The following is a 14188-nucleotide window of genomic DNA, read 5'->3' as shown; positions in this document are numbered from 1 at the left end:
CCGACCAGCCCGTGCCGCTATGCCCGGACCAGCCCGTCAAGACCCAGGACCCCCATGCCCCGCGGCCGCTATTCGCTCCATGATCCGCACGATCACACCCCCCTCGCAGAAGAGCACTTCCACTGCGCCCCCGGCCCCTCCGGCTGGCGCTACGTCGCCCAGCTGACAAACCCCGCGGGCGACCACTCCGGCTCCGTCGACCTAACTCTCGACGAGCTCGGCCGCCCCATCCGTCTGGAACTCCAGGCCGCGGGCTGGCAGGTACGCGGCGCCGCACTCGACGGCGTCACCTGGGTCCGTACGGACCCCACCGGGGCCCACGCCACGGAAGGCAATGTCCCCGCCCACGCCTTCACCGGCACTTCCCCCGCATTCCTCATCGCCACCACCCGGCTCCTACGCCTCACCCCTTCCACATCAGCCACCCGCGTACGACTCGTCGCCTTCACGGATCCCGTCCTCGCCCCGCGCACCGTGGACCAGTCCTGGGCGCTGATGAAAAGCGAAGCACACGCCACTGACAACGGCCCCCTGACCGTGGACGAATACCAGGTCACAGCCCTGGACACGGGCGAGCAGCACAGCGTGCACATCGCCGGGGACGTGGTCCTCTCGGCTCCCGGCATCGAGTTGGAGGACCTCGAATCGCCGCCGTCCGTCTTCGTGTGAGCTGGGGGCGGTAGGGCTTACGCAGGAGGCGCGAATCCGCTACCAGGACGCTCAGGCGACGGCGTCTCCCGCGTCTCCGCGGGACCGGCACCGGGTGCCGGAGGCTGAGGCGCTGCAGCGGAGCCGTAGAAGGGAGGCGGAGCCGCGGTAGCCGGTGAGAGCGAAGGCGGCTGAGCAGGCTGCGTTCCGTGCACCCCCGCCGATCCGTTCCCGAAAGCGCGCCGAGCCTCCCGGGCTTGCCGCTCCTGCACCACCGCCGCGAGATACGCCGCCGGCGGAACACCCTGTGGCGCCGGGGTCCCCGTACGCGCCGCGACGTCCGCGGCGAGCCGCTCGGCCATCGCCCAGCCGACCTGCGGGTCCAACTGCTGCATCCGCCCCAGGTACTGCCGGATGGCGAGCCACAACCCGTCAGGAACGGCCGACAGGTCCAGCCCGGAGAAACGCCCGGCCAGCCAGGGCGGCGGCGGAGGCAGGAACCCCGCATGTGCGACCGGAACTCGCTCCCGTACGACCAGAGTCCCCGCGAACACGTCCCCGAGCCGTCGCCCCCGCGCCGAAACGAGCGACGCGACACAGGCGACGACCCCGAACGTCAGCAGGATCTCGATGACGCCGATCCCGCCGCGCACCAGCGCATGCCGGAATCGGATCGGCCCGCCGTCGTCCCGCACCACACGCAGCCCGAACGCCATCTTCCCGAGCGAGCGGCCGTGGCTCAGCGTCTCGACCGCGATGGGACCGCCCACCATGACCAGCACGAACGCCGCGAGAGACACCGCGAACTGGGCCACCTCGTCCAGGGAAGCCGTGGAAGCCACCAGCGCGATGGTCACGACCACATAGACGATCACACCCACCAGCAGATCGAGCAGTACGGCCAAGGCCCTGCTCGGCAGCCGCGCAGGACGCAGCTCCAGCGCCACCGCCTCGCCCGTCACCAGCTCACTCACGTCCGCCGTCCTTCCCCTGGCCCGCCCCGAGAACGGCCAGTCTGCCAAGCTGAGGGCGCATCGCACCGCAGTACGACAAGCTGACACCCACGACGAGTCGCCGACGAGCAGCCGAGGAGCAGCCGAACCGATGGACCTCGACGTCTTCGTCTCCGCTCACCGAGCGGAGTGGGATCGCCTCGACGCCCTGCTCCGACGCCAGCGAAGGCTGACCGGCACCGAGGCCGACGAACTCGTCACTCTCTATCAACGCACGGCCACCCACCTCTCCCTGATCCAGTCCAGTGCCCCCGACCCACAGCTGACAGGCAGGCTCAGCCAACTCGTGGCACGCGCGCGTAGTGCCGTGACAGGCACCCGCCGCGCCTCCTGGCGCGACGTCACGCGCTTCCTGACGCACGGTTTCCCCGCGGCGGTCTACAGAGCACGTCATTGGTGGGTCCCCACTGCGCTTCTCTCCACAGCCCTGGCAGCCCTCCTGGGCTGGTGGATCGGCACCCACCCTGAAGTACAGGCCACCATCGCGGCCCCCAGCGAGCTCCGCGAGCTCACCCGCCCGGGCGGGCAGTACGAGTCGTACTACTCGAGCCACCCCGCGGCCTCCTTCGCCGCCCAGGTCTGGACGAACAACGCGTGGGCCGCCGCGCAGTGCCTGATCCTCGGCGTCTTCCTCGGCCTCCCAGTCCTCTGGATCCTCTTCCAGAACATGCTCAACCTCGGCGTCGGCTTCGGCCTGATGTCCTCGGCAGGCCGTCTCGACACCTTCCTCGGCCTGGTCCTGCCCCACGGACTGCTGGAGCTGACCGCGGTGTTCGTCGCCGCGGGAACAGGCATGCGCCTCGGCTGGACCGTCATCGACCCGGGCCCACGCACGCGTCGAGCCGCCCTCGCAGAGGAAGGCCGTGCGGCGATCGGCATGGCCATAGGCCTCGCCCTCATCCTCTTCGTCTCCGGAGCCATCGAAGGCTTCGTCACCCCGTCCGGCCTGCCCACCTGGGCGCGCATCAGCATCGGGGTCGTCGCCGAACTGGTCTTCCTTGCGTACGTCTACATCCTCGGCGGGCGCGCTGCCCGGGCCGGAGAATCGGGCGACGTCGCGGAGGCCGAACGCAGCGCCACGGTCCCCATGGCGGCCTGATGTGCGTACGGGGCTGCTGAGCTGCTAGTGTCCTCTTCGCCCCGCAGGAACCGTTGACACGGAGAGCGTGGGGAGGTAGATTCGAACAGTTGCCTAGAACTGGATCTCGTCCGGTCGGCAACAGTGAGTGTTTGTCTGCTTCTTGAAACTTCGTTTTCGAAGAAGCCCCTCCCGATGATTCGGAAATGAGTGGCCGGTCAGTCCGGCCCGGAACTTCTGATAAAGTCGGAACCGCCGGAAAGGGAAACGCGGAAGCGGAAACCTGGAAAGCACCGAGGAAATCGGAACCGGAAACGGTCTGATAGAGTCGGAAACGCAAGACCGAAGGGAAAAGCCCGGAGGAAAGCCCGAGAGGGTGAGTACAAAGGAAGCGTCCGTTCCTTGAGAACTCAACAGCGTGCCAAAAATCAACGCCAGATTAGTTGATACCCCGTCTCCGGCCGTCATGGTCGTAGATGAGGTTCCTTTGAAGAAATACACAGCGAGGACGCTGTGAACCATCGGCTTATTCCGCCGGTGGTTCCGCTCTCGTGATGTGTGCACCCGATTACGGGTAAACATTCACGGAGAGTTTGATCCTGGCTCAGGACGAACGCTGGCGGCGTGCTTAACACATGCAAGTCGAACGATGAACCACTTCGGTGGGGATTAGTGGCGAACGGGTGAGTAACACGTGGGCAATCTGCCCTTCACTCTGGGACAAGCCCTGGAAACGGGGTCTAATACCGGATACCACTACCGCAGGCATCTGTGGTGGTTGAAAGCTCCGGCGGTGAAGGATGAGCCCGCGGCCTATCAGCTTGTTGGTGAGGTAATGGCTCACCAAGGCGACGACGGGTAGCCGGCCTGAGAGGGCGACCGGCCACACTGGGACTGAGACACGGCCCAGACTCCTACGGGAGGCAGCAGTGGGGAATATTGCACAATGGGCGAAAGCCTGATGCAGCGACGCCGCGTGAGGGATGACGGCCTTCGGGTTGTAAACCTCTTTCAGCAGGGAAGAAGCGAAAGTGACGGTACCTGCAGAAGAAGCGCCGGCTAACTACGTGCCAGCAGCCGCGGTAATACGTAGGGCGCAAGCGTTGTCCGGAATTATTGGGCGTAAAGAGCTCGTAGGCGGCTTGTCACGTCGGGTGTGAAAGCCCGGGGCTTAACCCCGGGTCTGCATTCGATACGGGCTAGCTAGAGTGTGGTAGGGGAGATCGGAATTCCTGGTGTAGCGGTGAAATGCGCAGATATCAGGAGGAACACCGGTGGCGAAGGCGGATCTCTGGGCCATTACTGACGCTGAGGAGCGAAAGCGTGGGGAGCGAACAGGATTAGATACCCTGGTAGTCCACGCCGTAAACGGTGGGAACTAGGTGTTGGCGACATTCCACGTCGTCGGTGCCGCAGCTAACGCATTAAGTTCCCCGCCTGGGGAGTACGGCCGCAAGGCTAAAACTCAAAGGAATTGACGGGGGCCCGCACAAGCAGCGGAGCATGTGGCTTAATTCGACGCAACGCGAAGAACCTTACCAAGGCTTGACATACGCCGGAAAGCATCAGAGATGGTGCCCCCCTTGTGGTCGGTGTACAGGTGGTGCATGGCTGTCGTCAGCTCGTGTCGTGAGATGTTGGGTTAAGTCCCGCAACGAGCGCAACCCTTGTCCTGTGTTGCCAGCATGCCCTTCGGGGTGATGGGGACTCACAGGAGACCGCCGGGGTCAACTCGGAGGAAGGTGGGGACGACGTCAAGTCATCATGCCCCTTATGTCTTGGGCTGCACACGTGCTACAATGGCAGGTACAATGAGCTGCGATACCGTGAGGTGGAGCGAATCTCAAAAAGCCTGTCTCAGTTCGGATTGGGGTCTGCAACTCGACCCCATGAAGTCGGAGTTGCTAGTAATCGCAGATCAGCATTGCTGCGGTGAATACGTTCCCGGGCCTTGTACACACCGCCCGTCACGTCACGAAAGTCGGTAACACCCGAAGCCGGTGGCCCAACCCCTTGTGGGAGGGAGCTGTCGAAGGTGGGACTGGCGATTGGGACGAAGTCGTAACAAGGTAGCCGTACCGGAAGGTGCGGCTGGATCACCTCCTTTCTAAGGAGCACTTCTTACCGGGTTCGCTCGGTCAGAGGCCAGTACATCGGCGAATGTCTGATGCTGGTTGCTCATGGGTGGAACGTTGATTATTCGGCACTCTCAGTCATCTCGGGCTGCAAGTACTGCTCTTCGGAGCGTGGAAAGCTGATCACGAGTGGCGAGGGTGCCGGGCACGCTGTTGGGTGTCTGAGGGTATGGCCGTATCGGCTGCCTTCAGTGCCGGCCCCAGTGCACTCGAACCGGATGGTTCGGGGTGATGGGTGGCTGGTCGTTGTTTGAGAACTGCACAGTGGACGCGAGCATCTGTGGCCAAGTTTTTAAGGGCGCACGGTGGATGCCTTGGCACCAGGAACCGATGAAGGACGTGGGAGGCCACGATAGTCCCCGGGGAGCCGTCAACCAGGCTTTGATCCGGGGGTTTCCGAATGGGGAAACCCGGCAGTCGTCATGGGCTGTCACCCATACCTGAACACATAGGGTATGTGGAGGGAACGCGGGGAAGTGAAACATCTCAGTACCCGCAGGAAGAGAAAACAACCGTGATTCCGGGAGTAGTGGCGAGCGAAACCGGATGAGGCCAAACCGTATGCGTGTGAGACCCGGCAGGGGTTGCGCATTCGGGGTTGTGGGATCTCTCTTTCACAGTCTGCCGGCTGTGAGACGAGTCAGAAACCGTATGGATAGGCGAAGGACATGCGAAAGGTCCGGCGTAGAGGGTAAGACCCCCGTAGCTGAAATCTGTACGGCTCGTTTGAGAGACACCCAAGTAGCACGGGGCCCGAGAAATCCCGTGTGAATCTGGCGGGACCACCCGCTAAGCCTAAATATTCCCTGGTGACCGATAGCGGATAGTACCGTGAGGGAATGGTGAAAAGTACCGCGGGAGCGGAGTGAAATAGTACCTGAAACCGTGTGCCTACAAGCCGTGGGAGCGTCGCGCATTGAGTTTACTCAATGCGTCGTGACTGCGTGCCTTTTGAAGAATGAGCCTGCGAGTTTGCGGTGTGTTGCGAGGTTAACCCGTGTGGGGAAGCCGTAGCGAAAGCGAGTCCGAATAGGGCGGTATAGTAGCGCGCTCAAGACCCGAAGCGGAGTGATCTAGCCATGGGCAGGTTGAAGCGGAGGTAAGACTTCGTGGAGGACCGAACCCACCAGGGTTGAAAACCTGGGGGATGACCTGTGGTTAGGGGTGAAAGGCCAATCAAACTCCGTGATAGCTGGTTCTCCCCGAAATGCATTTAGGTGCAGCGTCGTGTGTTTCTTGCCGGAGGTAGAGCACTGGATAGGCGATGGGCCCTACCGGGTTACTGACCTTAGCCAAACTCCGAATGCCGGTAAGTGAGAGCACGGCAGTGAGACTGTGGGGGATAAGCTCCATGGTCGAGAGGGAAACAGCCCAGAGCATCGACTAAGGCCCCTAAGCGTACGCTAAGTGGGAAAGGATGTGGAGTCGCAGAGACAACCAGGAGGTTGGCTTAGAAGCAGCCACCCTTGAAAGAGTGCGTAATAGCTCACTGGTCTAGTGATTCCGCGCCGACAATGTAGCGGGGCTCAAGCGTACCGCCGAAGTCGTGTCATTCCAGCATGAGGGCCAACGCCCGCTGGGATGGGTAGGGGAGCGTCGTGTGCCGGGTGAAGCCGCGCCGGAAGGCAGTGGTGGACGGTTCACGAGTGAGAATGCAGGCATGAGTAGCGATACACACGTGAGAAACGTGTGCGCCGATTGACTAAGGGTTCCTGGGTCAAGCTGATCTGCCCAGGGTAAGTCGGGACCTAAGGCGAGGCCGACAGGCGTAGTCGATGGATAACCGGTTGATATTCCGGTACCCGCTGTGAAGCGTCAAACATCGAACCCATTAATGCTAAGGCCGTGAAGCCGTTCCGGACCCTTCGGGGAAAGGAAAGTGGTGGAGCCGCCGAACCAAGGTGGTAGTAGGTGAGTGATGGGGTGACGCAGGAAGGTAGTCCAGCCCGGGCGGTGGTTGTCCCGGGGTAAGGGTGTAGGCCGAGTGGTAGGCAAATCCGCCACTCACCAGGGCTGAGACCTGATGCCGAGCCGATTGTGGTGAAGTGGATGATCCTATGCTGTCGAGAAAAGCCTCTAGCGAGTTTCATGGCGGCCCGTACCCTAAACCGACTCAGGTGGTCAGGTAGAGAATACCGAGGCGTTCGGGTGAACTATGGTTAAGGAACTCGGCAAAATGCCCCCGTAACTTCGGGAGAAGGGGGGCCATCACTGGTGATCCGATTTACTCGGTGAGCTGGGGGTGGCCGCAGAGACCAGCGAGAAGCGACTGTTTACTAAAAACACAGGTCCGTGCGAAGCCGTAAGGCGATGTATACGGACTGACGCCTGCCCGGTGCTGGAACGTTAAGGGGACCGGTTAGTCCGACTTCGGTCGGGCGAAGCTGAGAACTTAAGCGCCAGTAAACGGCGGTGGTAACTATAACCATCCTAAGGTAGCGAAATTCCTTGTCGGGTAAGTTCCGACCTGCACGAATGGCGTAACGACTTCTCGACTGTCTCAACCATAGGCCCGGTGAAATTGCACTACGAGTAAAGATGCTCGTTTCGCGCAGCAGGACGGAAAGACCCCGGGACCTTTACTACAGTTTGATATTGGTGTTCGGTTCGGCTTGTGTAGGATAGCTGGGAGACTGTGAACTCTGGACGCCAGTTCAGGGGGAGTCGTCGTTGAAATACCAGTCTGGTCGTGCTGGATGTCTAACCTGGGTCCGTGATCCGGATCAGGGACAGTGTCTGATGGGTAGTTTAACTGGGGCGGTTGCCTCCTAAAGAGTAACGGAGGCGCCCAAAGGTTCCCTCAGCCTGGTTGGCAATCAGGTGTTGAGTGTAAGTGCACAAGGGAGCTTGACTGTGAGACCGACGGGTCGAGCAGGGACGAAAGTCGGGACTAGTGATCCGGCGGTGGCTTGTGGAAGCGCCGTCGCTCAACGGATAAAAGGTACCCCGGGGATAACAGGCTGATCTTCCCCAAGAGTCCATATCGACGGGATGGTTTGGCACCTCGATGTCGGCTCGTCGCATCCTGGGGCTGGAGTCGGTCCCAAGGGTTGGGCTGTTCGCCCATTAAAGCGGTACGCGAGCTGGGTTTAGAACGTCGTGAGACAGTTCGGTCCCTATCCGCTGCGCGCGCAGGAATATTGAGAAGGGCTGTCCCTAGTACGAGAGGACCGGGACGGACGAACCTCTGGTGTGCCAGTTGTTCTGCCAAGGGCATGGCTGGTTGGCTACGTTCGGGAGGGATAACCGCTGAAAGCATCTAAGCGGGAAGCCTGCTTCGAGATGAGTATTCCCACCCCCTTGAGGGGTTAAGGCTCCCAGTAGACGACTGGGTTGATAGGCCGGATCTGGAAGCACGGTAACGTGCGGAGGTGACCGGTACTAATAGGCCGAGGGCTTGTCCTCAGTTGCTCGCGTCCACTGTGTTGGTTCTGAAACCACGAACAGCCCCATACCCGTAAACCGGGTGTGGTGCGGCATAGTTCGACAGTTTCATAGTGTTTCGGTGGTCATAGCGTGAGGGAAACGCCCGGTTACATTCCGAACCCGGAAGCTAAGCCTTACAGCGCCGATGGTACTGCAGGGGGGACCCTGTGGGAGAGTAGGACACCGCCGAACAAACTTTAGAAAAGGCCCACGCCATCATGGCGTGGGCCTTTTTCTATTTCAAGACCTTTCTTTTCTTTCCGATTTCCTTTCCGAGTGCTGAATTACAGGCGTCCCGCCGTCTTCAGGGCCAGATACGCATCAGCCAGTGCCGGGGCCAGCTCATCCGGTGTTGCGTCGACGACGGTGACACCGTGACGTCGGAGCTGTTCCGCGGTGCGATGACGTTCGCTCTGTGCTTGGGCGGCTGATGCGGCCTCGTAGACGGCATTGGTGTTTCCGCGGGCTTTTGCCATGCGGGAGACATGGGGGTCGGCCACGGATGCCACGAGGACGGTGTGGCGCTGGGTGAGCTGGGAGAGGACGGGAAGCAGTCCTTCTTCGACCGGGGCGGCGTCGAGGGTTGTCAGCAGCACGATCAGGGAGCGGCGTGGGGCAGTCTTGAGCGCAGTGGCCGTAAGGCCGCGTGCGTCTGTTTCGACGAGTTCCGGTTCGAGTGTCGCCATTGCGTTGACCAGGGACGGTAGGACGTCGCTTGCTGTGCGCCCCTGGACCAGGGCGCGTAGCCGGCGGTCGTAGGCGAGGAGGTCGACGCGGTCGCCGGCGCGGGAGGCGAGTGCTGCCAGGAGTAGTGCCGCGTCCATGGAGGCGTCGAGGCGTGGGGCGTCGTCCACACGGCCGGCTGAAGTACGGCCGGTGTCGAGGACGACGAGGATGTGGCGGTCGCGTTCGGGGCGCCAGGTGCGTACGGCGACCGCGGACTGGCGGGCTGTGGCGCGCCAGTCGATGGAGCGGGTGTCGTCGCCGGGGACGTATTCGCGAAGGCTGTCGAATTCTGTGCCCTCGCCGCGGGTGAGCACGCTGGTGCGGCCGTCGAGTTCGCGTAGTCGGGCGAGCTTCGAGGGGAGGTGCTTGCGGCTGGTGAACGGGGGCAGGACGCGTACCGTCCAGGGGGCGTTGTGGGTGCCTTGGCGGGAGAAGAGGCCGAGGGGGCCGTAGGAGCGGATCGTCACGCGGTCGGCCTGACGGTCGCCTCGGCGGGTGGGACGTAGGTGGGTTGTGAGGCGGCGGCGTTCACCGGCGGGGACTGTGAGGCGGTGGCGGGAGGCCGTTGTCTCCGTGCCTGGGAGCCAGCTGCTGGGGGGCCAGGCGTCGCGGAGGTGAGCCCGGAGCGGGCGGTTGGACGGGTTGGTGACCGTCAGCGTGACGTCGGCCGCCTCTCCCAGGCGTACGGAAGTGTCGCCGGAGCGGGTCAGGCGCAGGCGGCGTACGGGGGCTGCGAGGGCGAAGTCGCAGGCGCAGGCCAGGGCCAGGGGGGCGTTCACGGCGAGGAGGCCCGTCAGGCCGGGTTCCCAGATGCCGATGGGGATCGAGCCCAGGGCCGCGAGGAGTGCGGCGCGTCCGGTGAGTGCCATCAGCGGGGGACGGGGACGTGGGCGAGGATCGCGTGGATGACGGAGTCGGCTGTCACGCCCTCCATTTCGGCCTCCGGGCGGAGTTGTACGCGGTGCCGGAGGGTGGGGAGCGCGAGGGCCTTCACGTCGTCGGGGATGACGTAGTCGCGGCCCGTCAGCCAGGCCCAGGCGCGGGAGGTCGCGAGGAGGGCCGTGGCGCCTCGGGGGGACACGCCGAGGGTGAGGGACGGGGATTCGCGGGTGGCGCGGCAGATGTCGACGACGTAGGCCGTGATCTCGGGGGAGATGGTCGTCTTCGCGACCGCTGCTCGGGCGGCTTCCAGGTCTGCGGGGCCTGCTACCGGGCGGATGCCGGCGGCGTGCAGGTCGCGGGGGTTGAAGCCTTCGGCGTGGCGGGTGAGGACGTCGATCTCGTCCTGGCGGGAGGGGAGGGGGATGGTGAGTTTGAGGAGGAAACGGTCCAGCTGGGCTTCGGGGAGGGGGTAGGTGCCCTCGTATTCCACCGGGTTCTGGGTCGCGGCGACCAGGAAGGGGTCCGGGAGTGGGCGTGGGGTGCCGTCGACCGTGACCTGGCGTTCCTCCATCGCTTCGAGGAGGGACGACTGGGTCTTGGGGGGCGTGCGGTTGATCTCGTCCGCGAGGAGGAGGTTGGTGAAGACCGGGCCGGGCTGGAAGGAGAACTCGGCGGATCGGGTGTCGTAGACGAGGGAGCCCGTCACGTCGCTCGGCATGAGGTCCGGGGTGAACTGGATTCGCTTGGTGTCGAGTTCGAGTGCGGATGCGAGGGCGCGGACGAGCAACGTTTTGGCGACCCCAGGGACTCCTTCTAGTAGAACGTGTCCGCGGCAGAGAAGGGCGACGACAAGACCGGTCACGGCGGGATCCTGGCCGACCACGGCTTTGGCGATCTCGGCGCGCAGGGCTTCCAGGGAGGCCCGGGCGGTGTCCGGATCCCCGGTGTACCCGGCGTTGTCAGTGGTCGGGGCCATCATGAACGGCGTACCTCTCTTTCGAGGGCGTCGAGTTGGTCGGCGAGAGAGACGAGGGCTGCGTCGTCGCTGGGCGGCGGGCCGAAGAGCAGGGTGGGCAGTGCCTGTCCGTCGTTGTGGAGATGCGCGGACAGAGCGGGGAGCAGGGCTTCGGGCGCGTGTGCCTGGGCGACGGCAACGCCTACGAGGGGGGCGAGGCGGGTGCGGGTGGTGGAGCGGAGAGCGGCGGCCGCGCGGTCGCGGGCGTTGGTCTTGCGGTAGAGGCGGGCTCGGCCTTCGACGGTTTCGGAGGCGCGGATCGCCACGGGGAGTCTTTCGGGCACGAGGGGGCCGAGCCGGCGTGCCCGCCAGAGGGCGGCCAGGGCTGCGGCGACGAAGAGTTGCAGGGTGCCCCAGCGCCAGCCCGAGGGGAGCAGGTCGAAGAAGCTGCGTTCGTCGTCGTCGGCGGCCGACGCGTCGGAGAGCGAGGGGAGGTACCAGACCAGATGGGGGCGGGAGCCGAGGAGTTGGAGGGCGAGGGAGGCGTTGCCCTGCTCGTCGAGGCGGTCATTGCGGAGGATGTCGGGCGCGCCGAGCACGACGGTGTCGCCGCCTCCGGTCGCCGGGACGCGCAGCAGGGTGGCCAGGCGCTGGCTGGGGTAGCAGGAGTCCGCGTCGAGGTGGGTGGTGGTGTAGCGGATGCCGCCGGTGTCGGCGGCGCCCGCGCGCCGGGCGGCGGGCAGGTCGCAGTCGGGCTCGAGCGTGGAGTCGGCGCTGGTGGCGGGGTCTGCCGTGACGTCGGGGGCGAGCCCTTCGACGGACGCGCTGCCGGGGGCGACGAGGACGGTGCGGCCGCCGGATTCGGCGGTCGTGGAGTGCAGACGGGTCTGTTGACGGTGCGTCAGCAGGTCGGGGAGCGCGACCAGGAGGGTGGTGTCCGGGCCGACCGCGGCGCGTGCCTCGTCCAGGGTGGCGACCACACGCGTGGACACCCCGCGGTCGGCGAGAAGTTCGGCGACGGCGCGGCTGCCGTAGGGGTCGGCGGAGCGCGGGTCGAGGTTGCCGTGCCGGGCGTCGGAGCGCATCACGGCGATCGTCACGGCCGCGGCCAGGAGGGCGATGAGGGCGAGTGCGATGCCTCGCGTGCGGGTCCACAGCTGGCGTGCGGTGGGCGAGGCCGAGGTGGACGGGAGGGTGGCCTCGGTGGTCATTCGGCGGCTCCCTGGCGGGTGTTGGGGGCCGCGCTATGGGTGCTGCTCGCGAGTTGGGGTTTGGTGCGTTCGAGGTCGCGGTCGAGTTCGGCGATGCGCTGGTACGACTGCTGGCTCGCCCTGCGGCCGCCGTATGTGACGTCGTCGAAGTCGCGGGCGGCGGTGTGCAGCCGGTCCGCGCGGGAGGGCAGGGTGCGGGAGGCTTCCGCGGCGGCTTCGTCGGCGGTGCGGCCGGGGCGGATGTCGAGGAGGGCGCGTTCCTCGAGGGAGCGGACGATGGCCCGCATGCGTTCCTGGACCGCGTGGTTCCAGTGGCCCTGGGCGGCGTGCGCCTCGGCGGCCGCGCGGTGTTCGACGGCGCTGCGGGGGCGGTCGTCGAACAGGGCGGCGGAGGAGGCGGGTTCGCGGCGCGGGGTGCCGAGGCGCCACCACAGGGCGCCCAGGACCGCGAGGACGGCCAGGACGATGACGACCAGGCCGAGCGCGCCGCCGGGGGTCGCGGTCGCGGCTGTGCCGAACAGTTTGCCGACCCAGTCCCAGAAGGCGTTGAGGGCACGCTGGAACCAGCTGGGGTCGTTCTCGTGGTACAGGCGCTTGGACAGCTCGCGTCGTGCCGCCTCCCGCGCGGGATCACGCGGGACGGTGATCGGCGGTTCGCCGTCGGAGCGCGACAGCGACAGCACGAAAGTGTCGCCGGCGCGCACGACTGCGCTCGGCATCGCCGGCAGCGATGCCAGAACTCCCCCCGTCAGGCTCACCGCATCAGCCTCCGGGCGTGGGGCCGGGTGTGCCGGAGCCGGAGTCCTGGATGCCGGCCGCGCGGGAGAGTTCGAGGTCGAGGGCCTCGCGGCGGATGCGCTGGTCGATGTAGAGGAGCACGGTGACGCCCGCGGTGATCGGGAAGGTGATCATGGCGCCGATCACCGAGCCGATGCCGCTGACGATGAGGTACGTCCAGCCGAGATCGCTTCCGCTGTTCACGAGGCCGGTGAAGCCCTCGCCGTCCAGGGCGGAGGCGATGAAGGCGAAGGGGAGGACGACGATCGAGGCGACGATGTTGGCGATGAGCGTGGCGAGCAGCTGGATGCCGAAGACGCGCCACCAGGAGCCGCGGACCAGCTTCGCGGAGCGGCTCAGCGACTTGAGGATGCTCTGCTTCTCCAGCATCAGCGCGGGCGAGGCGAGGGAGAAGCGGACCATCAGCCACAGGGCGACGACGCCGGTGGCGAGGCTGCCGAGGACGATGAGGGCTGCTCCCGCGTCGCCGGCTCCCGCGACGACGGCGAGGATGCCCGGCAGGGCTCCGACCGCGACGACGGCGACGGCGATGAGGATCAACAGGAAGATCAGGCCGAAGAGCTTGGCCACCTGAGGCCGGGCGTCGCGCCAGGCCTCGCCGGTGGTCACCGACTTGCCGAGGACCGCGCGGCTGGTGACCGTCGTGAGCAGGGCGGTCGCCACGATCGTGCCGATCAGCGAGATCAGGAAGACGACACCGGTGCTGAGCATGGCGTCGCCCAGGGCGCGGGTCAGTTCGTCGACGCTGGCACTGGGGTCGTCGAGAGCCGCGGTGCTGGCGTCGTTGAGGACCAGGCCCTCGAGGAGGATGACGACGATCTGCGTGACGACCGCGACGGTCAGGGAGATGCCCAGGACCGTGCGCCAGTAGGTGCGCATGGTGGAGACCGCGCCGTCGAGGATCTCGCCCACGCCGAGCGGGCGCAGCGGGATCACACCGGGTTTGGCCGCCGGCGGGGGGCCGCCCCAGCCGCTTCCCCAGCCTCCGTACCCGCCGTGTCCGCCTTGGCCGGCACCGGGACCGCCGGGGCCAGCCGGGGGACGGGCGCCCCAGCCCGGGCCGGGCGGTGGGGGCGGCGGGGTCTGGCCGGGGTTCGCCGGTCCGGTCGGTGCGGACCACTGGGCGGGTGGCGGCTGCTCCTTGGACCACTTCGAGCCGGGGCCCTGCGGGGCCGTGCCGGGCTGGTCCGAGGGGTCGGGACGGTCTGCGGGCTCGGCAGGGCCGGACGCACCGGGCTCCTGCCCGTCGGACGGGGCAGATCCGGGCGAGGCCCAGCCCGGAGTGTCTTTCATCGTCGCTCCTTCACGGTGCCCGT

General features: G+C 65.7%; 8 protein-coding genes and 3 rRNA genes. 5 read left to right on the top strand and 6 right to left on the bottom strand.

Features of this window, described 5'->3' with window-relative positions:
- The first annotated feature begins 54 nt into the window (after window positions 1-54).
- Entirely contained in the window at window positions 55-669 is a 615-nt protein-coding gene (locus OHU89_RS20785; RefSeq protein ID WP_405644881.1) for a hypothetical protein, read from the top strand.
- Between the two features lie 17 nt (window positions 670-686).
- Here the strand turns inward: OHU89_RS20785 and OHU89_RS20780 are convergent, their stop codons facing one another.
- Window positions 687-1622, bottom strand: a complete 936-nt coding sequence (locus tag OHU89_RS20780; RefSeq protein WP_405644879.1) for an RDD family protein — start codon at window positions 1620-1622, stop codon at window positions 687-689.
- 130 nt (window positions 1623-1752) lie between these two features.
- Between OHU89_RS20780 and OHU89_RS20775 the strand changes: the two genes are divergently transcribed.
- From OHU89_RS20775 to rrf, 4 genes are all read left to right on the top strand, one after another.
- Entirely contained in the window at window positions 1753-2760 is a 1008-nt protein-coding gene (locus OHU89_RS20775; RefSeq protein WP_405644877.1) for a stage II sporulation protein M, read from the top strand.
- A gap of 560 nt (window positions 2761-3320) precedes the next feature.
- Window positions 3321-4846, top strand: a 16S ribosomal RNA gene (locus OHU89_RS20770).
- Window positions 4847-5156: 310 nt separating this feature from the next.
- A 23S ribosomal RNA gene (locus OHU89_RS20765) occupies window positions 5157-8279 on the top strand.
- Window positions 8280-8375: 96 nt separating this feature from the next.
- Window positions 8376-8492, top strand: a 5S ribosomal RNA gene (gene rrf, locus OHU89_RS20760).
- The 16S, 23S and 5S rRNA genes sit together here, the layout of an rRNA operon.
- Before the next feature lie 92 nt (window positions 8493-8584).
- Here rrf and OHU89_RS20755 read toward each other — a convergent pair.
- Genes OHU89_RS20755 through OHU89_RS20735 form a run of 5 tightly spaced genes read right to left on the bottom strand, consistent with a single transcriptional unit; the run spans window position 8585 to window position 14165 of the window.
- Window positions 8585-9895, bottom strand: a complete 1311-nt coding sequence (locus OHU89_RS20755; RefSeq protein ID WP_405644875.1) for a DUF58 domain-containing protein — start codon at window positions 9893-9895, stop codon at window positions 8585-8587.
- Window positions 9895-10884 (bottom strand): AAA family ATPase, encoded by a 990-nt coding sequence (locus OHU89_RS20750; RefSeq protein WP_384163497.1) that lies wholly within the window; start codon window positions 10882-10884, stop codon window positions 9895-9897. The genes OHU89_RS20755 and OHU89_RS20750 overlap by 1 nt, the downstream gene beginning before the upstream one ends.
- A complete protein-coding gene (locus OHU89_RS20745; RefSeq protein WP_405644873.1) occupies window positions 10884-12074 on the bottom strand; it encodes a DUF4350 domain-containing protein in 1191 nt (396 codons plus the stop codon). Before OHU89_RS20745 ends, OHU89_RS20750 begins: the two co-directional genes overlap by 1 nt.
- A complete protein-coding gene (locus tag OHU89_RS20740) occupies window positions 12071-12793 on the bottom strand; it encodes a DUF4129 domain-containing protein (protein ID WP_405644871.1) in 723 nt (240 codons plus the stop codon). Before OHU89_RS20740 ends, OHU89_RS20745 begins: the two co-directional genes overlap by 4 nt.
- A gap of 43 nt (window positions 12794-12836) precedes the next feature.
- Entirely contained in the window at window positions 12837-14165 is a 1329-nt protein-coding gene (locus OHU89_RS20735) for a hypothetical protein (protein ID WP_405644870.1), read from the bottom strand.
- Window positions 14166-14188: the final 23 nt, after the last annotated feature.

It is taken from the genome of Streptomyces sp. NBC_00019, assembly GCF_045041015.1.
In the GTDB taxonomy this organism is placed as follows: domain Bacteria; phylum Actinomycetota; class Actinomycetes; order Streptomycetales; family Streptomycetaceae; genus Streptomyces.
Note: the sequence above shows the minus strand (reverse complement) of the source record. Positions and strands in the feature narration are given on the sequence as shown.